Here is a 21,786-nt window from a genome sequence, read left to right on the forward strand (position 1 = left end):
GGCGCAAGGAGTCCCTCGCCATGAACACCCTCGCCCCCCGCCCCGTGGATGCCGTGATCGCCGCCGCCGCCGAATTCCTGGGCGAGCGCATCACCCGCAACGACGCGCTGCGCCAGCAGCACGCGCGCGGCGAGGACACCAGCACGCCGACCATGCCGGACGCCGTCGCCTTCGTGGAAACCACCGAGGAAGTCAGCCGCGTGCTGAAGCTGTGCCATGAGCACGGCGTGGCGGTGACGCCCTTCGGCGCGGGCACCAGCCTGGAAGGCCATGTGAACCCGGTGCGCGGCGGCATCTCGCTGGACCTGAGCAAGATGACCGCGATCCTGGACGTGTCGGGGCCAGACATGGATTGCCTGATCGAGCCCGGCGTGACCCGCAACCAGCTGAATGACTACCTGCGCGCGGAGGGGCTGTTCTTCCCCGTCGACCCCGGCAGCCACTGCACCATCGGCGGCATGTGCGCCACGCGCGCCAGCGGCACCAACGCCGTGCGCTACGGCACCATCAAGGAAAACGTGCTGGCGCTGGAAGTGGTGCTGGCCGACGGCACCGTCATCAACACCGGCAGCCGCGCCCGCAAGGCCAGCAACGGCTATGACCTGACCCGCCTCATGATCGGCTCCGAGGGCACGCTCGGCGTCATCACCAAGATCCGCCTGCGCCTGCACGGCATCCCCGAGGCCACCTCCGCCGCCGTCTGCCAGTTCCCGGACCTGGCGAGTGCCGTGAACAGCGTGATCGAGGTGCTGCAGATGGGCATCCCCGTCGCGCGGATCGAGCTGCTGGACGAGGTGCAGATGGCCGCCTGCATCGCCTTCTCGAAGCTGGAGGGCTATCAGCCCGTCCCCACCCTGTTCCTGGAATTCCACGGCAGCGAGGCGGGCGTCCAGGAACAGGCCGAGCTGGTCGAGGGCATCACCGCCGGCCACGGCGCCGCGGGCTTCGCCTGGGCCACGGACGCCGAGCAGCGCAACAAGCTGTGGAAGGCCCGCCATGATGGCTATTGGGCCGCCATCGCCAGCAAGCCCGGCAGCCGCGGCATCGCGACTGATGTGTGCGTGCCGATCTCCCGCCTTGCGGAGGCGCTGCTGGGCGCGAAGGAGGACATCGTGGCCTCCGGCTTCTCCGCCCCCATCGTGGGCCATGTGGGCGACGGCAATTTCCACACCGTGATCCTGCTGGAGGACGACAGCCAGGCCACGCTGGAAGCGGCGTGGGAGCTGGACCGCAAGATCGTGCACCGGGCCCTGGCCCTCGGCGGCACCTGCTCGGGCGAACATGGCGTGGGGCTGGGCAAGCGCGAGTTCCTGGAAAAGGAGCACGGCCCCGAGGCGCTGGCGGTGATGCGCTCCATCAAGGTGGCGCTGGACCCCAAGGGCATCCTGAACCCAGGCAAGATCTTCCGGAACTGATGCTTCCCGTATGGGCCCAGCTTGTCGCGCTGACGCTGGGCCATGTGTTCAGCAATGCGGTGCGGACCATCCCGGCGATCGCCGCCGATGTGATGTCGCTCGACCTCGGCATCGGCACGGATGGGCTGGCCGCGATCACCGGCGGCTATTCCCTGGCCTTTACCCTGGCCATGGTGCCGGTGGGCGTGGCGCTGGACCGGCACGGATCGCGCATGGTCATGCTATGGCTGCTGGGCATCTGCGCGGCGGGGCTGCTGCTGGCCTTCACCGCGCGGAACGGCGCCATGATGCTGCTGGCCCAGGCCGTTCTGGGTGTCGGCTGCTCCGGCATGATGATGGCGCCCATCACCTTCGCCGCGCGCAATGTGCCGCCCGTCAGCTTCGGCATGTGGTCGGGCGTGGTCCAGGCCACGGGCAATTCGGGCATGCTGATCTCGGCCAGCCCCATCGCCTGGCTGGTGGAACAGGCGGGCTGGCGGGCGGGCTATGCCTCCACCGGGTTGATCCTGGCGGTCGCCATCCTGGCCGTGGCGCTGCTAGTGCGTGAGGACCGGCCGGCCGCCTCCGGGCGCTCGCTGATGCAGGATGCGCGCACGGTGCTGGGCTTCGCCGCCGCCCCCCGGCTGCTGCCGCTGATGTCGCTGGCCTCGGTCAGCCTGGGGGCGATGCTGTGCCTGCGCGGGCTGTGGGGCGGGCCCTGGCTGATGGAGGTGAAAGGCCTGACCCGGCTTGAAACCGGCAACATGCTGCTGGCCGCCGCCACGGCGATGGTCATCGGCCCCTTCATCGCCGGGATGGTCGACCGCGCGCTGGGCCGGCCGAGGCTGGAACTGGTGGTGGCCCATATCGTGGCCATCGGCAGCCTGCTGGGGCTGCTGGCGCTGTCGGGCACGGCCTCACCCTGCTGGGATGCGGTGATGCTGGTCGGCTTCGGGCTCGCGCTGACCTATCACATCCTGCTGTTCGCGCTGGTGCGGGCGCGCGTGACGCCGGATGTGGCGGGGCGCGCGCTGTCGGCCATGAACCTCTATTTCTTCGGCGGCACGGCGGCCATGCAGGCGCTGTCGGGGCTGGCGGCGGCCTGGGGCGGCATCGCGGGCGCGCTGTGGTGCATCGTGGTGCTGCTGGCGCTGGGCACGGCGGTGTTCGCCTGGGGTGAGGCGCGGCAGCGCAGCTGATCTATTCATCCGGATGTCACGCCCGGCAGTGAGGGCCCATGCGAAGCTGCGCCCATGCAGCACCCCGACACCGCCGGCAAGACGCTCGGCCTGGAACCCTTCATCCACCCCACCGCCCGCGTGCGCGACAGCACGCTCGGCCGCTATACCGAGGTCGGCGAGCGCACCAAAGTCGCCGAGACCACGATGGGCGACTACTCCTATGTCGTGAACGACAGCGACATCATGGGCGCCACCATCGGCAAGTTCTGCTCGATCGCGGCCCATGTGCGGATCAACCCGGGCAACCACCCGCTGGACCGCGTGGCGCTGAGCCATTTCACCTATCGCGCCTCGGCCTATGGGCTGGGCCATGACGACGACGCGGTGTTCGAATGGCGCCGCGCGGCCCATGTCACGCTGGGCCATGACGTGTGGGTGGGCCACGGCGCCATCATCCTGCCCGGCCGGCGCATCGGCACCGGGGCCGCGATCGGCGCCGGTGCGGTGGTGACGAAGGACGTGCCGGACTTCGCCATTGTGGTGGGCAACCCGGGGCGGGTGCTGCGCTATCGCTTCACGCCGGAAATCCAGGCCGCGCTGCACCGCATCGCCTGGTGGGACTGGCCGCATGAGAAGCTGGCCGAGGCGATGGAGGATTTCCGGCAGCTGGGCGCCGAGGCGTTCTGCGCGATGCATGGGTGAGGAGGGCTGGGGCTTTGCCCCAGGCCCCATTGAGGGGCTCTGCACCTCAAGCGCCCCGCCAGGACCGTAGCGGCCCTGGACCCCGGGGAGTTGGTACGACACCCTGATATCTTTGATTTTAATAATAAAAATGGCGCCCCGCTTCCCCAGCGAAGGCGCCAACTGATATCAGGTCCAGGAGATATTATCTCCTGGCGGGGAGTTTGAGGGGCAGCGCCCCTCAACGGGGGCCAAGCCCCCGCCTCTCACCCCTTCGCCAGCTTATACGCCCGCGCCTCTTCCAGGCTCTTCACGCCACCGCGCACCGCACTCCAGGCCACCGGGTTTTCCAGGAACTTGCGCACTTCCTTCAGCGCGCTTTCCTCGAAATACGGGCGTTCCTTGCAGACTTCCAGCACGTCCCACCAGGTGCACAGCGCGTGCAGGCGCAGGCCCATTTCGTCCAGCTGTTCGAAGCTGCCCGGGAACACGCCGTAGAAGAACACCACGAAGGTGTGTTCGCAGATGGCGCCGGCCTCACGCAGGGCGTTGGCGAAGGCGATCTTGCTGCCGCCGTCGGTGGTCAGGTCCTCGACCAGCAGGGTGCGCTTGCCGACCGGCACTTCGCCCTCGATCTGGGCGTTGCGGCCGAAGCCCTTGGGCTTCTTCCGCACATAGGTCATGGGCGCCATCATGCGGTCGGCCATCCAGGCCGCGAAGGGGATGCCGGCCGTCTCGCCGCCCGCCACGGCCTCGATGCTCTCGAAACCCACATGGCGGTGGATCTTCTCGGCGCCCAGGTCGCAGATGCGGGCGCGGGCGCGCGGGAAGGAAATGATCTTGCGCACGTCGATGTAGACGGGGCTCTTCCAGCCGGCCGTGAAGGTGTAGGGTTCCTCCGGCCGGAAGTTGATGGCCTTGATTTCCAGCAGGATGCGGGCCGTGGTCAGCGCCGCGTCGCGGTCCCAGTCGGAAGCGTGGTGCGTGGTCATGGGGATCTCCGTCTGGTTTTCTCCGTCTGGCGCGGTCTAACGCGGGCGGGGCGCGCCGTCCATGCGGGGATGTTACAGGGGGCATATGCCGGAAACGAAGGTCTGGGTGCTGCAGGACCCGCGGGCGGGCACGGCGGCGCAGGCGCTGGGCATTGCCGAGGCGCTGGCAGAGCCGTTCCGCGCCATCCCCCTGGGCTGGAGCGGCCTGGCCGCCCTGCCCCTGCCCTGGCCCAGCCTGTGGGGGCTGGATGCGGCCACGCGTGCGCAGTTCGCGCCCCCCTGGCCGCGCCTCGTCATCTCCGCGGGGCGGCGCGCGGCGCCGGCGGCCCGCTGGCTGCGGGCGCGGGGCGCGCGCACGGTGCACTGCATGCGGCCGGGCCCGGGGGCCGCCGATTTCGACCTTCTGGTGCTGCCCCGGCACGACGATCCGGCCCCGGCCGGCAATCTCCTGCCCATATTGGGTGCCACGCATCGCCTGACGGCCGGGAAGCTGGCCGAGGCGCGTGGCGCCTTCCCCGCCCTCGGCGCCCTGCCCGGCCCGCGCATCGCGCTGCTGCTGGGCGCCCTGCCGGCCGAGGCAGCGACCCGCATCGGGCAGCAGGCCCGGGCGCTCGGCGGTTCGGTACTCGCCACCACCTCCCGCCGGACCTCGCCGGAGGCAGCTTCTGCCCTGGCCGCGGCCCTGGAGGGCCACCCGCACAGCCTGTTCCGCTGGGGCGACGCCGGGCCCAACCCGTTCCTCGGCCTGCTGGCCCATGCCGATGCCATCATCGTCAGCGCCGACAGCATCTCCATGGCCAGTGAGGCGTTGGTGACGGGGGCGGCCGTCTTCCTGGCCGACCCGGGTGGGCTCGGCCCCCGCCATCGCGCCTTCGCCGACAGCCTGGTCACCGCCGGAGAGGCGCGCTGGCTGGGCCCGGAGGCGGCGCTTTTCACCCGGGCCGGGCGTAACGAAACCACCCGTGTCGCCGAAGCCATCCGGGAAAGGGGCCTGGTGTGACTCAACTCTGGCAGGATCGGGCGGGGCGTAACTCCGCCCTGCGCATCGCGGCGCTGTTCGGCATGCTGGCGCCGCTGGCCTGGCTGACGGCCCAGCCCTGGCTCGCCTCCGACCCGCTGGACGAGGTGATCTCCATCTCGGGCACCGTCACGCTGCGGCTGCTGGTCATCACCCTGGCCGTGACGCCCTTCGGCCGGATCTCCGGGCGCGGGCGGGTGTTTGATGTGCGGCGCATGCTGGGTGTGGGATCCGCGCTGTGGGGCGGGCTGCACCTGTCCTTCTACTGCGCGGACCAGGCCTGGGACGTGCCGACCATCCTGGATGAGATCTGGCGGCGCTTCTACCTGACGATCGGCATCGTGGCCCTGCTGGGCATGACGGTGCTGGCCGTGACCTCCACCGATGGTTGGGTGAAGCGGCTGAAGCGCGGCTGGTACCGGCTGCACTGGCTGATGTACCCCATCGTGCCGCTCGGCCTGTGGCATGCGGCGCTGCAGGGCAAGGCGACACCGGATGAGGCCATCCTGCTGACCGGCATCACGCTGTTCCTGTTCATCTGGCGCCTGCTGCCGGACGCACCCCGCCGGCGCCTGGTGTTCATGCTGCCGCTGGCGCTGCTGATGTGGCCGATCTCGACCGGCATCGAATACCTGTGGTTCGCCAACGCCACCCGCCTGCCGGCCGCCCGCATCTTCGCCGCCAACTGGGACTGGATGCTGGCGCCCCGCCCTGCCCTGCAGGTCGCGCTGGTGCTGATCGCGGGACTTGCGGTGGCGGGCCTTGCCAGGGGGGGCCTTGCCAGGGCGGGCCTTGCCAGGGCGGGCCTTGTGCGCGGGCGTCGCGGGCGGTAACCCAAATCCCACGCCTTTTGGGAAGGACCGTCCATGGCCGCCGCACGCAAGCACCGCATCGCCGTCATCCCTGGGGATGGCATCGGCAAGGAAACCACCCCCGAAGGCATCCGCGTGCTGGAGGCCGCCGGCCGCCGCTTCGGCTTCGAGCTGCAGCTGACCGAGTATGACTGGTCCTGCGACGTCTATGCCAAGACCGGCAAGATGATGCCCGATGACGGGCTGGACCAGCTGAAGGACAGCGACAGCATCTTCCTGGGCGCCGTGGGCTGGCCCGGCGTGCCCGACCACGTTTCGCTGTGGGGCCTGCTGATCCCGATCCGCCGCGGCTTCGACCAGTATGCCAATGTGCGCCCCTGCAAGCTGATGCCCGGCGCGCGCACCCCGCTGGCCAACCGCACCCCGGCCGAGATCGATTTCTACGTGGTCCGCGAGAACACCGAGGGTGAGTACAGCTCGGTCGGCGGGCGCATGTTCCCGGGCACGGACCGCGAATTCGTCTCCCAGCAGTCGATCCTGACGCGCACGGGCACCGACCGCATCATGAAGTATGCCTTCGAGCTGGCGATGACCCGCCCGCGCAAGAAGGTGACCAGCGCGACCAAGTCCAACGGCATCACCTTCACCATGCCCTATTGGGATGAGCGCTTCGAGGAGATGGCGAAGCAGTATCCGGGCGTGACGACGGACGTGTTCCACATCGACATCCTGTGCGCCCATTTCGTGCAGCACCCCGACTGGTTCGACGTGGTGGTCGGCTCCAACCTGTTCGGCGATATCCTGTCCGACCTCGGCCCCGCCGTCGCGGGCTCCATCGGCATCGCGCCCAGCGCGAACATCAACCCCGAGAAGATCTTCCCCTCGATGTTCGAGCCGGTGCACGGCTCGGCCCCCGACATCGCGGGCAAGTGGGTGTGCAACCCGATCGGCCAGATCTGGTCGGGCGCCATGATGCTGGAGCATCTGGGCGAGAAGGAAGCCGCAGACGCCATCGTGAAGACCATCGAGGTGATGCTGGCCGAAGGCGGCCCGCGCACGCGCGACATGGGCGGCAATGCCGGCACGGTGGATGTGGGCAAGGCGCTGGCCGAGGCCGTGGCCAAGTTCTGAGAAGGCGGGGGCTTTCGCCCCCGAACCCCCACCGAGGGGCTCTGCCCCTCGGCTCCCCGCCAGGAGATGATATCTCCTGGTCCTGATATCAGCTGGCGCCTTCGCTGGGTAAGCGGGGCGCCAAATTCATTATAATTTTCAATAAGAAACAGCTTGGCAGGATCAGCGCCAAGTGCCCGGGGTCCAGGGCCGCTACGGTCCTGGCGGGGGTGCCGGGGGCAGAGCCCCCTGGTGGGGTCCTGGGGCAGAGCCCCTGGCCTTACTCCGCCCTGATATTCCCCGCCCTTACCACGCGCTTCCAGCGTTCGATCTCCGCCATCTGGAAGCTCGCGAATTCCTCGGGGCTGCTGGCGACCACGTCGAAGCCCAGCTCCGTCAGGCGCGGCTCCACCGCCGGGCTGCGCAGGGCGCCCACCGCGGCCTCATGCACCCGGCCCAGCAGCGCCGGCGCCATGCCGGGCGGCCCGCCGAAGCCCTGCCAGGAATAGACGACGAAATCGTTCAGTCCCGCCTCACGCGCGGTCGGCACATCGGGCAGGTTCGCGGCGCGGCGGTCGCCCGTGATCAGGATGGGGCGCAGCCGCCCCTCGCGCAGATGCGGGATCACGGCGCCCAGGTTCTGGAAGGACAGCTGCGTGTCGCCCGCGATGATGCTCGTCATGGCCGGGCCGCCGCCGGTGTAGGGCACATGGGCCATCTCGGTGCCGGTCGCGATCTTGAACATCTCGCCGGTCAGATGGTCCGAGGAGCCGACGCCGCTGGAGGGATAGGCAGCGGTGGAACCGTTGCGCTTCAGCCAGTCGACCAGCCCGGCCAGGTCGGTCACGGGCACCTTCTGCGGGTTCACCACCAGCACATTGGGCGTGCGCACGGTCTGGGTGATGCGCGTCAGCTGGTTGACGGGGTCGTAGCCCAGGTTGGGGCGCAGGGCGACGTTGATGGCCCAGGTGCTGATGGGGGCATGCATCAGCGTGTGGCCGTCGGGGGCGGAGCGGATCACCTGGCGCGCGCCCAGCTCACCGGTCGCGCCCGGGCGGTTCTCCACCACGAAGGACCGGCCCATGGCCTGCTGCATCTGCTGGGCCATGGCCCGGCCGATGATGTCGGAGGAACTGCCGGCGGCGAAGGGCACGATGATGGTGGTGGGCGCACTCGGCCAGGCTTGCTGCGCGCGCACGGCGGGTGCCGCGAGGGTGGCCGCGCCCGCGGCCGACAGCAGGGTCCTGCGTTTCATTCCACGTTTCCTCCTTGATGCCCGCGCGGCCTTCATGCCGGGCCGCGTCGGGCGTGGGTGAAGCCTACACCGGGTCCAGGGCCTCCCGGCCCGAAAGAACGGCGGCGATGTTGTCCAGCGCGCAGAAACCCATGGCGTCGCGCGTTTCCACCGTCGCGCTGGCGCAGTGGGGCGTCATGAAAAGGTTCGGCAGATCATTGAAGCGCAGGTCGAAGGCGGGCTCGTTGCGGAACACGTCGAGGCCCGCGGCGAACAGATGGCCGGAGCGCAGCGCATCGATCAGCGCGTCCTCATCCACCAGCGACCCGCGGGCGGTGTTGATGAAGACGCCCCCGGGCGGCAGCATCGCGAAGGCCTGACGCGTCATCAGCGTGCCGGCCTCGCCGCCCGGCAGATGCAGGGACAGCACCTGGGCGCGCGGCAGCAGGGCCTCCAGGCTCTCGACGAATTCGGCGCCCTGCTCCAGCTCCGGGGCCAGGCGGCGGCGGTTGTGATACAGCACCCGCATGCCGAAGCCCTGGGCGCGGCGGGCCATGGCGCGGCCGATGCGGCCCATGCCCACGATGCCGAGCGTGCGGCCGGAGACCTTGAGGCCCAGATTCGCCGCGAAGCCGAAATTCTCCCGCCAGCCGGCCCGCATGATGGCCGCCGATTCGGAGGCGCGGCGGCAGGCATTCAGCAGCAGCATCATCGCCAGGTCCGCCGTGCAGTCCGTCAGCGCGTCGGGGGCATTGGTCACGACCACGCCGGCGGCCTTCGTGGCCGCGACGTCCATGTGGTCGTAGCCCGCGGTGGGGTTGGCGATGACGCGCAGGCTGGGTGGGAAGGCCGCGGCATGGGCCGCCGTGATCCGCACGCGCGGGCCGGTCAGGATGCCCTGGATGCCATGGGCCGCGACCAGGGCCAGGGCTTCCTCGGCGCTCAGGTCCAGGTCGGGAACCAGCGCGTCGAACTCGGCCTCGGCGCGGGCCACCACGGCGGGCGGCACGCGGCGTGCGATCAGGATGGGGTGCTTGGTGCTCATGGAACGGGGTATGCGCCTCCGCGCCGGTCGTGTCGCCGGGCCGCTCTTTTATCTGATATATGAGTTTCCCTCGTCAATCGGCAAACGCCATGGCTGGCGCGCCTTGCCCGCTTGCGCTAACCCGCGCGCCATGGACCACATCCCCCAGGTAGCGGCCGAGGCGGCGCGCCGGCGCAGCTTCGCCATCATCGCGCACCCCGACGCGGGCAAGACGACGCTGACCGAGAAGCTGCTGCTGAAAGGCGGCGCCATCCAGCTGGCGGGCGCCGTGCGCGCCAAGGGCAACGCGCGCCGCACCCGGTCGGACTGGATGAAGATCGAGCAGGAGCGCGGCATCTCGGTCGCCACCTCGGTCATGACCTTCGAGAAGGACAACACGGTCTTCAACCTGCTCGACACGCCGGGCCACGAGGACTTCTCCGAGGACACCTACCGCACGCTGACGGCCGTGGACGCCGCGGTGATGGTGCTGGACGCCGCCAAGGGCATCGAGAGCCAGACCCGCAAGCTGTTCGAGGTCTGCCGCCTGCGCGATATCCCCATCCTGACCTTCGTGAACAAGATGGACCGCGAGGCGCGCGACCCGTTCGAACTCATCGACGAGATCGAGGGCACGCTGGCGCTGGATGCCGCCCCGGTGAACTGGCCGGTGGGCCGGGCCTCTGAATTCGCGGGCGTGTACGACATCGCGCGCAACCGCTTCCTGCCGGTCGACAAGGACGACAGCGAGGCCATCCAGCTGACCGGCCCCGAGGACCCGAAGCTGGTGGAGCTGGTGGGCCAGGAACGCGCCACCAACCTGGCCGAGGAACTGCTGCTGGCCGAGGCCGGCCTCAAGACCTTCGACCTGGAGGCCTTCCGCGAGGGCACGCTGACGCCGGTGTATTTCGGCTCCGCCCTGCGGGATTTCGGTGTCTCCGCGCTGCTGCGCGGCCTCGATGAATTCGCCCCGCCCCCGGGCGCGCGCGCGGCCGACATCCGCGATGTCGAGCCCGACGAGGCCGCGCTGACCGGCTTCGTGTTCAAGATCCAGGCCAACATGGACCCCAACCACCGGGACCGTGTGGCCTTCGTGCGGCTGTGCAGCGGCAAGCTGCTGAAGGGCATGCGCCTGAAGCAGGTGCGCACCGGCAAGCAGGTGCCCGTCAACGCGCCGCTGTTCTTCTTCGCCAAGGACCGCCAGGTGGCCGAGGAGGCATGGCCGGGCGATGTGGTGGGCATCGTCAACCACGGCACGCTGCGCATCGGCGACACGCTGACCGAGGGCGAGGCCATCAATTTCCGGGGCGTGCCGAGCTTCGCGCCCGAGATTCTGCGCAATGTCCGCCTGGACGACCCCATGCTGGCCAAGAAGCTGCGCACGGCGCTGGACCAGCTGGCCGAGGAAGGTGTCGTGCAGCTGTTCCGCCCGCTGGACGGCAGCCCCGCCGTGGTGGGCGTGGTGGGCCAGCTGCAGCTGGACGTGCTCGCGAGCCGGCTGAAGATCGAATACAGCGTGCCGGCGGGTTTCGACGCCACCATGTGGAACGAGGTGCGCTGGATCACCGGCGACAAGGCCGAGATGGCGCGCTTCGCCGAGGTGCATCGCCGCGACGCGGCCGAGGACCATGACGGCGCGCTGGTGGGCTTCTTCGCCAGCGCCTGGCGCCTGGGCAAGGCCGGCGAGGATTTCCCGAAACTGACCTTCCACAAGGTGCGCGAGCAGCACGCCGTGGGCGCCGCCGCCTGAACCAAGTTTCATGCTGCACTGCAACTTGGTGCTTGCCGTTCCCGTTCTAAGGACGCATGGCTGAGCTTTGAGAGAGTACCGTTCCATGACCGAGTTGACGATCAGCGAAGACGACTACCCCGAAATGGCCGCCGTGGAAGGCATCCAGCGCGGCCTGCACGGGTTCAACCAGGAAATGGGCGGCCCCTATGACCGCGAGCCCGTCACGGTGCTGGCCCGCGACGAGAAGGGCGAGGTACAGGGCGGCCTGCTTGGCCTGACCTACTGGAACTGGCTGTTCATCGACTGGCTGTGGCTGCACCGCGACCAGCGCGGCAAGGGCACCGGTAGCCGGCTGCTGGAACGCGCCGAAACCATCGCGCGCGGCCGCAAGTGCACCGATGCCTATACCGATACCTTCAGCTTCCAGGCGCCGCATTTCTGGGTGCGCAACGGGTGGGAGGAAGCCGGGCGGCTGGATGGGATGCCGCCGGGGCATGCCAGGATCTGGTTTAAGAAGAAGCTTTAAACGTTCTTTTTTGGAAAAAAGAACCAAAAAACTTTTGAGAGTTTAAGGGCGCACGTTCACCGTCAGGCGCGCCCCAAATTCGAAAAGTCTTTTTGCTTCTTTTTCTTCAGAAAAAGAAGATCACCCTTTTGCTTTCCCAACCACCAGAAACGCGATCTGCGAGATCAACCCGGCACCGGCCAGCACAACCGCCGCCGCCATCGCCGGATTGCCGCCCACCCCGGCCAGCGCCGCGCACAGCGCGCCGATCGCCATCTGCGCGCAGCCATACAGGCCGGAGGACGAGCCCGCCATCGCCGGGTTCACCGCCATCGCCTCGGCCAGCGCCATGGGCGAGGCGATGCCGGCGCCGAAGCTCACCATCATCATCGGGATCACCACCGCCGGCACGCTCAGGCTTCCGGTCAGCACCACGCCCAGAAAGACCAGCGCCCCGGCCCAGGTCACGAGGTTGCTGCCGACCATCAGCAGCCGCGTTTCCATCCGGCCCGCCAGGCGGCTGGTCGCCAGGCTGCCGAACCAGGTGCCCAGGAAGTTGATGGCGAGATACACCCCCACCTCCTGCGTCGGCCGGCCCAGCTGCTCGATGTAGATGAAGGGCGCCGCGCTGACGAAGGCGTACATGGAAGTGGAGGCGAAGCTGCCTCCCACCACCAGCCCCAGGAAGCGCGGCGAACGCAGCATGCGCAGATAGCCGTGCAGGATGGCCCAGCCGGATTGGCCCGAGGACGGCGAGGACGCCGGCAGATAGCGCGTGACGAGCCACAGGTTCAGCAGGCCGAGGCAGCCCAGCGCGAGGAAGATGGCCCGCCAGCCCGCGAACTCTGCGATGAATGCCCCCAGCATGGGCGACAGGCCCGGCCCCGCCATCACCATCAGGTTCATCAGCGACAGCCGCCGCGCGGCCTCGGGGCCCGCGCTGCCGTCACGGATGATGGCGCGGCCCAGCACCAGCCCGGCGCCGCCGCCTAGCGCCTCGAAGAAGCGCATGACGATCAGCATCTCCATGCTGACGGAGGTGAGCGCGACGAGGCCCGCGACGGTGTAGATGAGCAGCCCCACGACCAGGACCGGGCGCCTGCCATAGCGGTCGGAAACCGGCCCATAGGCGATCTGGGCCGCGGCCAGGCCGATGACATAGGCGCTGAGCGTCATCTGCGCGGCCGCCCCGCTGGCCCCGAAGTGCCGCGCCACCATCGGCAGCGTCGGCACGAAGATGTGCATGGCCAGCGTGCCGGTCAGGGTGATCAGCGCCAGGAACCACAGGGGCGGAAGCGGGCGCGGCGTGTCGCTCATTCACGCAGCGCACCACGCCGTGCAAACGAGTGCAATACTCAGGCGGGGACGACGGCCCCGTCGCGAAGGGTCACCACACGGTCCATCCGCGCCGCCAGTTCCGGGTTGTGGGTGGCGATCAGCGCCGCCAGCCCCTCGGCCCGTGTCTGGGCCAGCAGCTCGTCGAAGACGAGGCCGCTGGTGCCGACATCGAGATTGCCCGTGGGCTCATCCGCCAGCAGCAGCCGCGGCTTGTTGGCAAGCGCGCGGGAGATGGCGACGCGCTGCTGCTCACCGCCCGACAGCTTGCCGGGCTGGTGGTCCGCGCGGGCCTGCAGGCCGAAGCGGCCCAGCAGGTCGCGCGCGCGGGCCTCGGCATCACGCTTCGACGCGCCGGCGGCCATCTGCGGCAGCACCACATTCTCCAGCGCCGTGAATTCCGGCAGCAGGTGATGGAACTGGTAGACGAAGCCGATGGTGTCGCGGCGCAGCCGGGTGCGGGCCTCATCCCCCTGGGTGCCGGCGGGCGTGCCGTTGATGAACACCTCCCCGGCATCCGGTCGCTCCAGCAGGCCGGCCAGGTGCAGCAGGGTGGACTTGCCGGTGCCCGAAGGCGCCACCAGGGCCACGATCTCACCCGGGAACAGGGTCAGGTTCGCATCCTTCAGCACCGTCAGCGTGGCGCCGCCGGCGGCATAGCGGCGGGCGACGCCGCGCAGTTCCAGGACAGGGCTACTCATTGCGCAGCATCACCACGGGATCGGTGCGGGCGGCCCGCCAGCTGGGATAGAGGGTGGCGAGCAGCGAGGTGACGAGCCCCATGCCCACCGCCTGCACGACGTCCATCGGGTCCACCACGGCGGGTAGCTGGGCCAGGAAGTAGACCTCGGGGCTGAACAGCTCCGTGCCCGACAGGTATTGGACGAACTGGCGGATGCGCTCGATGTTGACGCAGAACACCATGCCCAGGCCGAAGCCGATCAGCGTGCCCGTCACGCCGACCGAGGCGCCGGCCAGCAGGAAGATGCGCATCACGGCCCCCTGGGTGGCGCCCACGGTGCGCAGGATGGCGATGTCGCGCCCCTTGTCCTTCACCAGCATGATCAGGCTGCTGATGATGTTGAAGGCCGCCACGATGATGATCAGCGTCAGGATCAGGAACATCACGTTGCGCTGCACCTGCACGGCGCCGAAGAAGCTGCTGTTCAGGCTCTGCCAGTCCAGGATGCGGTAGTTGTTCGCCCCCAGCGCCTGGCGGATGGCGTTGGTGGTCGCCGAGACCCGGCTGGGGTCGGAGACGAACACCTCGATCTGGCTGGCCGCATCCGGCACCTGGAAATAGGTCTGCGCGGAGGAGAGCGGCATGAACACGAAGGTGCTGTCGTATTCGTGCATCCCGATCTCGAACAGCGCCACCACGCGATAGCTGCGCGTGCGCGGAATGGTGCCGAGCACGGTGGCGCGGCCCTGGGGCGAGACGAGGGTGATGCGGTCACCCACCGTCAGCCCCATGCGGGCCGCGAGCCGCGTGCCGATGACGATGCTGTCGTCGGGTCCGAAATCGTCGAGGCGGCCGGCGCGGATGTTGCTGGCCACGATGGCGCGCGCGCGCAGGTCGTCGGGCTTGATGCCGCGCGCGAGCCCGCCGCCCGCGCCGCCGCGGTCTCCGGTGACCAGCACCTGCCCCTCGATGATGGGGGCGGCCTGCACCACGCCGGGCACGGCGCGGATGCGCGCCGTCAGCGCGTCATAGTCGGGGATGGGCCCGCCCTGCATGCTGTGCACGCCCAGATGCCCGTTCAGGCCCAGGATGCGGGTCAGCAGCTCCTGCCGGAAGCCGTTCATCACCGACATGACGATGATGAGGGTGGCCACCCCGAGCGCGATGCCCACCAGCGAGAAAATGGCGATGACGGAGACGAACCGCTCACCCTTCCTGGCGCGCAGGTAGCGGAAGGCCACCATGCGCTCGAAGGCGCCGAACATGTATTACCCTTTGATTTTGGTGAGAGCTTCCTCGACGGAAAGCTCCAGCCGCTCACCGGTTGCACGGCGCTTCAATTCGACCTTGCCGGCGGCAGCCCCGCGCGGGCCGATGATGGCCTGCCAGGGCATCCCCATCAGGTCGGCGTCGGCGAACTTGGCACCCGGGCGCTCCTCGCGGTCGTCCAGCAGGGCCTGGTCGGGCAGCGCGGCATAGAGCTGGCCGCACAGCGCGTCGGTGGCTGCATCGCCGGGCTTCAGGTTCAGGATGGACACCTTCCAGGGCGCCACGGAATCGGGCCAGATGATGCCGTTCTCGTCGTGGCTCGCCTCGATCAGCGCGCCCAGCAGGCGGGAGACGCCGATGCCGTAGCTGCCCATCTCCGGGTGCACGGGCTTGCCGTCGGGGCCGGGCACGGTCAGGCCCATGGTCGCGCTGTACTTGGTGCCGAAGTAGAAGATGTGGCCCACCTCGATGCCGCGGGCGGAAACGCGCTCACCCTCGGGGATCGCGTTCCAGGCGGCCTCATCATGCATCTCGTCGGTGGCCGCGTAGCGGCTGGTCCAGAGATCCGTGATCGGCGTCAGGTCGGCGTTGAAATCCGTCTCCCCCGCCAGCGGGTCGAAGCCCAGGAAATCCTTGTGCAGGAAGACCTGGCTCTCGCCGGTCTCGGCCAGGATGATGAATTCGTGGCTCAGCTTGCCGCCGATCGGGCCGGTATCGGCCTGCATCGGAATGGCCTTCAGCCCCATCCGCGCGAAGGTGCGCAGATAGGCCACGAACATCTGGCGATAGGAGTGATGGGCGCCTTCCTTGGTCAGGTCGAAAGAATAGGCGTCCTTCATCAGGAATTCGCGGCCGCGCATCACGCCGAAGCGCGGGCGCACCTCGTCACGGAACTTCCACTGGATGTGGTAGAGGTTGCGCGGCAGGTCGCGATAGGACTTGGCGTAGGTCTTGAAGATGTCGGTGACCATTTCCTCGTTGGTCGGGCCGAACAGCATGTCCCGGTCGTGGCGGTCGGTGATGCGCAGCATCTCCTTGCCGTAATCGTCATAGCGGCCGGACTGGCGCCACAGATCCGCGGCCTGGATGGTCGGCATCAGGATTTCCTGCGCCCCTGCGCGGTCCTGCTCTTCACGCACGATCTGGCCGACATTGCGCAGCACCCTGAGCCCCGCCGGCAGCCAGGCATAGATGCCGGCCGAGGTCTGGCGGATCAGCCCCGCGCGCAGCATCAGCCGGTGCGAGACGATCTGCGCCTCGGCGGGGGTTTCTTTCAGCGTGGGCAGGAAGGCGCGGGACAGGCGCAAGGCAGTGGCTCCGGTAAAGTCGGGCGCAAACTAGAGCAAATGCCCGGCCAGGACAAAGATGGGGTGGCCGGCGCCCGTGCAACTGAAACGTCGTTGCGGCGTTTTGTCGGGAAATCGCTGCATCGCAATAGAATGCTGCGCCGCGAAATCACTTCACGCAATTTTTTTAGGTCAGATCGAGGGAAAAATAGTAAAAATTGCTTTGCCGCATGAAGGGCCATGGGATAAAAAAAAGGCCGCCCCACAAGAGGGCGGCCAAGTTTAGGGAGGAAACGCCAGTCACACGGCAGAAAGAGGACCAACCTCTCTCTGACACAAAGATTGGCAGGCGCTGCCGAGGCTCTCAACGCCAAACGGTGGCTTGATCAGGTGAAAAAGAGGGCGAAATGCCCCAGCCTGCTTGAGATATATGCGGATCGTGCCTCCAGACGGCCGATCCGCATTTTTTTTGGGCAATCGAATTTGCTCCAGATCAAAGCTACCGCGCGAATTGACGATGAATCCCGCCCGGCCGGGTGAAATGCCAGCGGGGGAGCGCCGGCGCCGGGGGATTCCCGGGGCCGGCCGTCGCCGTGCCGCTTCCGGCACGCAGAAGCCCGCCCGCCCCCGCTATTCCCTGATCGCGAAGATCCCGTCGCGGAATCCGAACCACTCGAACTGCAGCAGCCCGAAGAAGGCCAGCCAGATCACCGCCGTGACCCCGGTGGTGATCAGCATCTTGCGGCCCAGCCGCGGGTTCTGCGGCGCGCCGCGCCAGCCGCCGCTGGTGGCATCGCCGGATTCGTCCGGACGCACCCCCAGCGGCAGGACGGCGAACAGCACCGTCCACCACAGGATGAAATAGAGGACGAAGCCCGTGAACCAGTTCATGGGTCAGACCCTCAGCAGATGCACCTCGACATTGGGGCGCTTCTTCAGCCGCCGCCCCACCGCCTTGCGCAGAGCGGCCCGCACGGCCTCGCGCAGCGCATCGTCCTCCCCGCGCAGGGAATTGGGAAGCTCACGCACCAGCCGGGTCAGTTCACCGGCCAGCTGGTCGGTCTCCTCGCCATCGGCCTCATACAGGCCGGGGGCCGCGACCTTGGGCTGGCCCAGCACCTTGCCGGCGCGGTCCACCGCCAGGCTGGCCACCACGACGCCGTTGTACAGCATGCGCTTGCGCGCCCCGAGCACGCCGCCTTCCAGCGGCAGCAGGCGGTTGCCGTCGACCGCGAGACGGCCCACGGGCGCGCTGCCCACCACATCGGCCTTGCCGGGCGCGAGGCGCAGCACGTCACCATCCTCGACGATGATGGCCTCCGCCCCGCATTCCTCGGCCACGCCCGCATGCTCGGACAGATGGCGCCACTCGCCATGGGTCGGCACCGCGTATTTCGGCTTCACCAGGGAGTACAGGCGCTTCAGCTCGGCGCTCGACGGGTGGCCGGAGCAATGAACCTTGACGCCGCCCGGGGCGTCATCGGGCGTGATCACCTCGCAGCCCGCGCGCGTCAGCTCATCCTGCATGCGCAGGACCGCGCGCTCATTGCCCGGGATCATGCGGGCGGAGAAGATCACCGTATCGCCCTCGCCGAGGGCGATGTTCGGGTGGTTGTCCGCCGCGATCTTGGCCATGGCGCTGCGTTCCTCGCCCTGGCTGCCGGTGCAGATCAGCAGCAGCTCACGGTCCGAGAGGTACTGCGCCTCCTCCTCGGTGATGAAGTCATGCACCTTGGTGAGGTATCCGCACTCGCGCGCGGAAGTGACGGCATTGCGCAGCGAGCGGCCAAACAGCGCCACCTTGCGCCCGGCGGCCTGGGCCGCGAGCGCGATGCTCTCCACCCGCGCCACATTGGTGGCGAAGCAGGTCACGGCGATGCGGCCCTTGCAGGTGGACACCACATGGGCCAGCCCACGGCGCACCTCGGCCTCGCTGCCCGAGGGCTTGGGCTCGAACACGTTGGTGCTGTCGCAGATCATCGCGAGCACCCCCTCCTCGCCGACGGCGGCGAAGCCCGCCTCGTCGGTCTGGGGGCCGATCAGCGGCTCGGGGTCCATCTTCCAGTCGCCCGTGTGCACCAGCGTGCCATAGGGCGTGCGCAGCACGAGCGCCTGCGCCTCGGGGATGGAGTGGCTGACATGCAGGAACTGGCAGTCGAAATTCTCGACCTTGAAGCGCCCGCCCGGCTTCACCGTGTTCAGCTCGACATCATGGCCGAGGCCGACCTCGCCCAGCTTGCGCCGCAGCACGGAGATGACGAAGGGCGTGCCCCAGATCGGGCAGCCCAGCGACTTCCACAGATGCGCCACGGCACCGATGTGGTCCTCATGCGCATGGGTGATGACCAGCCCCGCCAGCCTCTTCTTCCGCTCCGACAGCCAGGCCGGGTCGGGCACCATCACATCGACTTCGGGGTTGTCGTTGCCGCCGAAGCCCAGGCCGCAATCGACCGCCAGGTAGGAACCGTCACAACGATAGACATTGAGGTTCATCCCGATCTCGCCGGTGCCGCCGAGAGGGATGAATGCGAGATCGTGATTTGCGTCCGTCATTTAGTCCTGTCCGTAAGCCGCGGGCATGGGGCGCGGCCCCCCTTTTGTCATTCGAGTTCCACGCGGCTGCGGGGCAGCACCGGCGCGGGGTTGCGATCGGCGAGGAGGCGAAGCCCCTCGAGCGTGATGTCGGGGTCGATCTTTTCGATGATCGTGGTCCCCTCGGCGAAAAGCGGGGCGAGGCCCCCGGTGGCGACGACCTTCAGCGGCGCGCCGTATTCGCCGCGCACCCGCGCGACGATTCCCTCGATGAGACCCACATAGCCCCAATAGATGCCCGATTGCATGGCAGCCACGGTATTCCTGCCAATCGCGGATTGCGGGCGGCCGATGCCGATGCGCGGCAGACGGGCGGCAGCACCGTGCAGCGCCTCGATGGAGAGGTTGATGCCGGGTGCGATGACGCCGCCCAGATAGGCGCCGTCTCCGTCCACCACGTCGAAGGTGGTGGCCGTGCCGAAATCCACCACCACCAGCGGCCCGCGATAATAGTGATGCGCCGCCAGCGCGTTCAGCAGGCGGTCCGCACCCACATCGCCCGGGCTGTCCACCTTGATCGGGAAACCCCAGTCGAGCGGCGCGCGCGCCACCAGCGGCTCGGTCGCGTACCAGTCGCGGCACAGGCGGCGCAGGTTATAGAGGGCGGCCGGCACCACCGTGCCGATCACGCAGCGGGTGATGTGCTCGCGCCTGATGCCCTCATACTGCATGAGCTGCAGCAGCCACACGGCGTATTCGTCCGATGTGCGGTCGGCCCGCGTGGCGATGCGCCAGCGGCCGCGCCACTCATTCCCGTCATGCACCGCGAAGACGACATTGGTATTGCCCGCGTCGATGGCCAGCAGCATCAGGCGACTTCCCCCGAATGGAGCGCATATGTGCGCGCTTCCGTGGCGAGCAAGAGCCCGCCTTCCTCCGAGATTCCCTCATAGCGCCCCGTGAGGCGGCTGCCAGCCCGGGTCGCGGTCACTTCGCTGCCCAATTCGGGGCCCGCGCGCATCCAGGCCTCACGGATCGGTACGAAGCCCTCGGCCAGCCAGAGGGCGTGCCAGTGCGACACGGCATCCAGCAGGCGATGGGCGAAGGCCTCGACAGGCTGGGCGCCAAGACAGGCGACCGCCCTGCCCGGCACTTCCGGCGCATAGGCCAGGTTCACGCCGATGCCGAACATCAGCCAGGCAAGGTCGCCCGCCGCATCGGTCGCGGTTTCGGTCAGGATGCCGGCGCATTTGGCGCCGTCCAGCATCAGGTCATTGGGCCATTTCAGCCGCGTGGCCGGGCCGGCCGCCTGATGCAGCGCCACAGCGGCCACGAAGGCGGCCTGCGGCACCACGCGCAGCGGCACCGCCGGGCGCAGCAGCATGGAAATGAACAGATTGCCTTCGCGGGATTCCCAGGCGCGGCCCTGGGTGCCTCGCCCGGCCGTCTGCCGGCGGGCGAGGATGGCGAGCCCCTCGGGCTCGCCCTGGTCCGCCAACTCCCTGAGCAGGGTGGAGGTGCTGGGCAGGACCTCGTGAACCGAGAGCCGCCAGCCTACCCCGCCCCGGTGTTCAGCCGGCGCCAAGAATGGCCACGACCGCGGAACGCGCCGCGGCCAGGATCGGCGCCGGGAACAGGAACATGAAGCCCGTGAACAGGCCCGTGCCCGCCAGCACGACCGAGACGGCGGCCGGGCGCGCATCGAAGGCCCCGACCGGCGCGTCGAAGTACATCACCTTGATGACGCGCAGGTAGTAGTAGGCCGACACCACGGAGGACAGCACGCCCACCACGGCCAGCACCCAGAAGCCCTGCTCGATCGCCGGCAGCAGCACATAGAGCTTGCCGAAGAAGCCGGCCATGGGCGGCACGCCCGCCATGGAGAACATGAAGATGGCCATCGCCAACGCCATGCCCGGATCGGTGCGGCCGAGGCCCGCCAGGTCGTCGATCCCCTCCAGCGCGCGGCCGTCGCGGCGCATGGCCACCAGCACGGCGAAGGTGCCGAGGTTCATGAACAGGTAGATGGCCATGTAGACCAGCACGCCGCGCAGGCCGCTCTCGCCGCCCACCGCCAGGCCCATCAGCGTGAAGCCGATATGGCCGATGGAGGAATAGGCCATCAGGCGCTTGATGTTGCGCTGACCGAGCGCCGCGAAGGCACCCATCACCATGGAGAGCAGGGAGACCAGCACGATCACCTGCTGCCACTGGGCCACCGTGTCCCCGAAGGGGCCGGCCAGCACGCGGGTCAGCAGCGCCACCGCCGCCACCTTGGGCGCCGAGGCGAAGAAGGCCGTCACCGGGGTCGGCGCGCCCTCATACACGTCGGGCGTCCACATGTGGAACGGCACGGCGGAGATCTTGAAGCAGAGGGCCGCGATGATGAACACGATGCCCACCACGACGCCGGCGGAAATGCCCTGCTGCGCGGAGAAGGCATCGGCCAGGCGGTCGAAGTTGGTGGTGCCCGCGAAGCCATAGACCAGCGAGGCGCCGTAGAGCAGCAGGCCCGAGGCCAGCGAGCCCAGGATGAAGTACTTGAGGCCCGCCTCGGTCGCCCGGCCGCTGTCGCGGTGGAAGGCGGCCAGCACGTACAGCGGCAGGGAGAGCAGCTCCAGGCCCATGTACAGCGCCATCAGGTCGTTGGCCGAGATCATCACCATCATGCCGATGGTGGCGAGCAGGACCAGGATCGGGAACTCGAAGCGGGCGATGCCCTGCTTGGTGTTCCAGTCCAGCGCCAGCATCAGGCCGAGCGCCGCACCCGCGATGGCCAGCAGCTTCATGAAGGTGGAGAAGCTGTCGGCGACATACTGGCCGCCGAAGGCCGAGCCTTCGCCCTGGGCGAGCGTGAGCCCGCCCGCCAGCAGCAGCGCGCCGAGGCTGGCCATGGTGACGCCGAAGCTGGTGTCACGCTTCGGGATGACCCCGGCCACGAGGATGATCAGCGCCGAGATGGCCAGCGCGATCTCGGGAAGTGCGAGCTTCCATTCCAT

Annotated in this window: 21 protein-coding genes; 9 read left to right on the forward strand and 12 right to left on the reverse strand. The window is 68.6% G+C overall.

The window, feature by feature from the left end; all coding sequences use genetic code 11:
- Window positions 1-20 precede the first annotated feature (20 nt).
- Genes EOD42_RS17600 through EOD42_RS17610 form a run of 3 tightly spaced genes read left to right on the forward strand, consistent with a single transcriptional unit; the run spans window position 21 to window position 3,277 of the window.
- Entirely contained in the window at window positions 21-1,415 is a 1,395-nt protein-coding gene (locus EOD42_RS17600; protein ID WP_127788881.1) for an FAD-binding oxidoreductase, read from the forward strand.
- Window positions 1,415-2,593 carry an MFS transporter gene (locus EOD42_RS17605; RefSeq protein ID WP_127788882.1) on the forward strand — a complete coding sequence of 393 codons (1,179 nt, stop codon included), beginning with the start codon at window positions 1,415-1,417 and terminating at the stop codon, window positions 2,591-2,593. The genes EOD42_RS17600 and EOD42_RS17605 overlap by 1 nt, the downstream gene beginning before the upstream one ends.
- 54 nt (window positions 2,594-2,647) lie before the next feature.
- Window positions 2,648-3,277 carry an LbetaH domain-containing protein gene (locus EOD42_RS17610; protein ID WP_127788883.1) on the forward strand — a complete coding sequence of 210 codons (630 nt, stop codon included), beginning with the start codon at window positions 2,648-2,650 and terminating at the stop codon, window positions 3,275-3,277.
- Window positions 3,278-3,522: 245 nt separating this feature from the next.
- Here the strand turns inward: EOD42_RS17610 and EOD42_RS17615 are convergent, their stop codons facing one another.
- Window positions 3,523-4,248 (reverse strand): orotate phosphoribosyltransferase, encoded by a 726-nt coding sequence (locus tag EOD42_RS17615; protein WP_127788884.1) that lies wholly within the window; start codon window positions 4,246-4,248, stop codon window positions 3,523-3,525.
- An 85-nt stretch (window positions 4,249-4,333) separates the two neighbouring features.
- On the opposite strand from EOD42_RS17615, the gene EOD42_RS17620 reads away from it, so the two are divergent.
- Genes EOD42_RS17620 through EOD42_RS17630 form a run of 3 tightly spaced genes read left to right on the forward strand, consistent with a single transcriptional unit; the run spans window position 4,334 to window position 7,209 of the window.
- Window positions 4,334-5,248, forward strand: coding sequence for a mitochondrial fission ELM1 family protein (locus EOD42_RS17620; RefSeq protein WP_127788885.1), 915 nt, complete (start codon window positions 4,334-4,336; stop codon window positions 5,246-5,248).
- Window positions 5,245-6,099 (forward strand): protein-methionine-sulfoxide reductase heme-binding subunit MsrQ, encoded by an 855-nt coding sequence (locus tag EOD42_RS17625; protein WP_127788886.1) that lies wholly within the window; start codon window positions 5,245-5,247, stop codon window positions 6,097-6,099. The genes EOD42_RS17620 and EOD42_RS17625 overlap by 4 nt, the downstream gene beginning before the upstream one ends.
- 33 nt (window positions 6,100-6,132) lie before the next feature.
- A complete protein-coding gene (locus EOD42_RS17630) occupies window positions 6,133-7,209 on the forward strand; it encodes a tartrate dehydrogenase (RefSeq protein WP_127788887.1) in 1,077 nt (358 codons plus the stop codon).
- A gap of 259 nt (window positions 7,210-7,468) precedes the next feature.
- Here EOD42_RS17630 and EOD42_RS17635 read toward each other — a convergent pair whose 3' ends face one another.
- The gene (locus EOD42_RS17635; protein WP_127788888.1) at window positions 7,469-8,443 is read right to left on the reverse strand and encodes a Bug family tripartite tricarboxylate transporter substrate binding protein; all 975 of its coding nucleotides are present in this window, start codon (window positions 8,441-8,443) and stop codon (window positions 7,469-7,471) included.
- A 64-nt stretch (window positions 8,444-8,507) separates the two neighbouring features.
- A complete protein-coding gene (locus EOD42_RS17640; RefSeq protein WP_127788889.1) occupies window positions 8,508-9,467 on the reverse strand; it encodes a 2-hydroxyacid dehydrogenase in 960 nt (319 codons plus the stop codon).
- 130 nt (window positions 9,468-9,597) lie between these two features.
- Between EOD42_RS17640 and EOD42_RS17645 the strand changes: the two genes are divergently transcribed.
- The gene (locus tag EOD42_RS17645; protein WP_127788890.1) at window positions 9,598-11,196 is read left to right on the forward strand and encodes a peptide chain release factor 3; all 1,599 of its coding nucleotides are present in this window, start codon (window positions 9,598-9,600) and stop codon (window positions 11,194-11,196) included.
- An 85-nt stretch (window positions 11,197-11,281) separates the two neighbouring features.
- Window positions 11,282-11,704 carry a GNAT family N-acetyltransferase gene (locus tag EOD42_RS17650; RefSeq protein WP_127788891.1) on the forward strand — a complete coding sequence of 141 codons (423 nt, stop codon included), beginning with the start codon at window positions 11,282-11,284 and terminating at the stop codon, window positions 11,702-11,704.
- 120 nt (window positions 11,705-11,824) lie between these two features.
- Here the strand turns inward: EOD42_RS17650 and EOD42_RS17655 are convergent, their stop codons facing one another.
- The 4 genes from EOD42_RS17655 to proS are packed head-to-tail and all read right to left on the reverse strand — an operon-like array spanning window position 11,825 to window position 16,276.
- Window positions 11,825-13,000: a multidrug effflux MFS transporter gene (locus EOD42_RS17655; protein WP_127788892.1), complete on the reverse strand. Its 1,176-nt coding sequence runs from the start codon at window positions 12,998-13,000 to the stop codon at window positions 11,825-11,827.
- 38 nt (window positions 13,001-13,038) lie between these two features.
- Window positions 13,039-13,719, reverse strand: coding sequence for an ABC transporter ATP-binding protein (locus tag EOD42_RS17660; RefSeq protein WP_127788893.1), 681 nt, complete (start codon window positions 13,717-13,719; stop codon window positions 13,039-13,041).
- Window positions 13,712-14,965 (reverse strand): lipoprotein-releasing ABC transporter permease subunit, encoded by a 1,254-nt coding sequence (locus tag EOD42_RS17665; protein ID WP_127788894.1) that lies wholly within the window; start codon window positions 14,963-14,965, stop codon window positions 13,712-13,714. The genes EOD42_RS17660 and EOD42_RS17665 overlap by 8 nt, the downstream gene beginning before the upstream one ends.
- Window positions 14,966-14,968: 3 nt before the next feature.
- Window positions 14,969-16,276 carry a proline--tRNA ligase gene (gene proS / locus EOD42_RS17670; RefSeq protein WP_127788895.1) on the reverse strand — a complete coding sequence of 436 codons (1,308 nt, stop codon included), beginning with the start codon at window positions 16,274-16,276 and terminating at the stop codon, window positions 14,969-14,971.
- A 39-nt stretch (window positions 16,277-16,315) separates the two neighbouring features.
- On the opposite strand from proS, the gene EOD42_RS26035 reads away from it, so the two are divergent.
- Entirely contained in the window at window positions 16,316-16,489 is a 174-nt protein-coding gene (locus EOD42_RS26035) for a hypothetical protein (RefSeq protein ID WP_164867994.1), read from the forward strand.
- Between the two features lie 396 nt (window positions 16,490-16,885).
- On the opposite strand, the gene EOD42_RS17675 is transcribed toward EOD42_RS26035, so the two are convergent.
- The 5 genes from EOD42_RS17675 to nuoN are packed head-to-tail and all read right to left on the reverse strand — an operon-like array spanning window position 16,886 to window position 21,786.
- Window positions 16,886-17,146 (reverse strand): DUF1467 family protein, encoded by a 261-nt coding sequence (locus EOD42_RS17675; RefSeq protein ID WP_127788896.1) that lies wholly within the window; start codon window positions 17,144-17,146, stop codon window positions 16,886-16,888.
- A 3-nt stretch (window positions 17,147-17,149) separates the two neighbouring features.
- Window positions 17,150-18,808 carry a ribonuclease J gene (locus tag EOD42_RS17680; RefSeq protein WP_127788897.1) on the reverse strand — a complete coding sequence of 553 codons (1,659 nt, stop codon included), beginning with the start codon at window positions 18,806-18,808 and terminating at the stop codon, window positions 17,150-17,152.
- 47 nt (window positions 18,809-18,855) lie between these two features.
- Window positions 18,856-19,656 (reverse strand): type III pantothenate kinase, encoded by an 801-nt coding sequence (locus tag EOD42_RS17685; protein WP_127788898.1) that lies wholly within the window; start codon window positions 19,654-19,656, stop codon window positions 18,856-18,858.
- The gene (locus tag EOD42_RS17690) at window positions 19,656-20,372 is read right to left on the reverse strand and encodes a biotin--[acetyl-CoA-carboxylase] ligase (RefSeq protein ID WP_127788899.1); all 717 of its coding nucleotides are present in this window, start codon (window positions 20,370-20,372) and stop codon (window positions 19,656-19,658) included. The genes EOD42_RS17685 and EOD42_RS17690 overlap by 1 nt, the downstream gene beginning before the upstream one ends.
- A complete protein-coding gene (gene nuoN / locus EOD42_RS17695; protein WP_127788900.1) occupies window positions 20,359-21,786 on the reverse strand; it encodes an NADH-quinone oxidoreductase subunit NuoN in 1,428 nt (475 codons plus the stop codon). Before nuoN ends, EOD42_RS17690 begins: the two co-directional genes overlap by 14 nt.

It is taken from the genome of Rhodovarius crocodyli, from assembly GCF_004005855.1.
In the GTDB taxonomy this organism is placed as follows: domain Bacteria; phylum Pseudomonadota; class Alphaproteobacteria; order Acetobacterales; family Acetobacteraceae; genus Rhodovarius; species Rhodovarius crocodyli.

What these genes read in the sequence shown, in the direction of transcription:
- EOD42_RS17620 (WP_127788885.1), top strand. Translation starts at nt 4,334, where the DNA reads ATGCCGGAAACGAAGGTCTGGGTGCTGCAGGACCCGCGGGCGGGCACG.
- EOD42_RS17650 (WP_127788891.1), top strand. Translation starts at nt 11,282, where the DNA reads ATGACCGAGTTGACGATCAGCGAAGACGACTACCCCGAAATGGCCGCC.
- EOD42_RS17645 (WP_127788890.1), top strand. Translation starts at nt 9,598, where the DNA reads ATGGACCACATCCCCCAGGTAGCGGCCGAGGCGGCGCGCCGGCGCAGC.
- EOD42_RS17655 (WP_127788892.1), bottom strand. Translation starts at nt 13,000, where the DNA reads ATGAGCGACACGCCGCGCCCGCTTCCGCCCCTGTGGTTCCTGGCGCTG.
- EOD42_RS17685 (WP_127788898.1), bottom strand. Translation starts at nt 19,656, where the DNA reads ATGCTGCTGGCCATCGACGCGGGCAATACCAATGTCGTCTTCGCGGTG.
- nuoN (WP_127788900.1), bottom strand. Translation starts at nt 21,786, where the DNA reads ATGGAATGGAAGCTCGCACTTCCCGAGATCGCGCTGGCCATCTCGGCG.
- EOD42_RS17610 (WP_127788883.1), top strand. Translation starts at nt 2,648, where the DNA reads ATGCAGCACCCCGACACCGCCGGCAAGACGCTCGGCCTGGAACCCTTC.
- EOD42_RS17630 (WP_127788887.1), top strand. Translation starts at nt 6,133, where the DNA reads ATGGCCGCCGCACGCAAGCACCGCATCGCCGTCATCCCTGGGGATGGC.
- EOD42_RS17600 (WP_127788881.1), top strand. Translation starts at nt 21, where the DNA reads ATGAACACCCTCGCCCCCCGCCCCGTGGATGCCGTGATCGCCGCCGCC.
- EOD42_RS17615 (WP_127788884.1), bottom strand. Translation starts at nt 4,248, where the DNA reads ATGACCACGCACCACGCTTCCGACTGGGACCGCGACGCGGCGCTGACC.
- EOD42_RS26035 (WP_164867994.1), top strand. Translation starts at nt 16,316, where the DNA reads ATGCCCGGCCAGGACAAAGATGGGGTGGCCGGCGCCCGTGCAACTGAA.
- EOD42_RS17605 (WP_127788882.1), top strand. Translation starts at nt 1,415, where the DNA reads ATGCTTCCCGTATGGGCCCAGCTTGTCGCGCTGACGCTGGGCCATGTG.
- EOD42_RS17665 (WP_127788894.1), bottom strand. Translation starts at nt 14,965, where the DNA reads ATGTTCGGCGCCTTCGAGCGCATGGTGGCCTTCCGCTACCTGCGCGCC.
- EOD42_RS17680 (WP_127788897.1), bottom strand. Translation starts at nt 18,808, where the DNA reads ATGACGGACGCAAATCACGATCTCGCATTCATCCCTCTCGGCGGCACC.
- EOD42_RS17675 (WP_127788896.1), bottom strand. Translation starts at nt 17,146, where the DNA reads ATGAACTGGTTCACGGGCTTCGTCCTCTATTTCATCCTGTGGTGGACG.
- EOD42_RS17660 (WP_127788893.1), bottom strand. Translation starts at nt 13,719, where the DNA reads ATGAGTAGCCCTGTCCTGGAACTGCGCGGCGTCGCCCGCCGCTATGCC.
- EOD42_RS17635 (WP_127788888.1), bottom strand. Translation starts at nt 8,443, where the DNA reads ATGAAACGCAGGACCCTGCTGTCGGCCGCGGGCGCGGCCACCCTCGCG.
- EOD42_RS17640 (WP_127788889.1), bottom strand. Translation starts at nt 9,467, where the DNA reads ATGAGCACCAAGCACCCCATCCTGATCGCACGCCGCGTGCCGCCCGCC.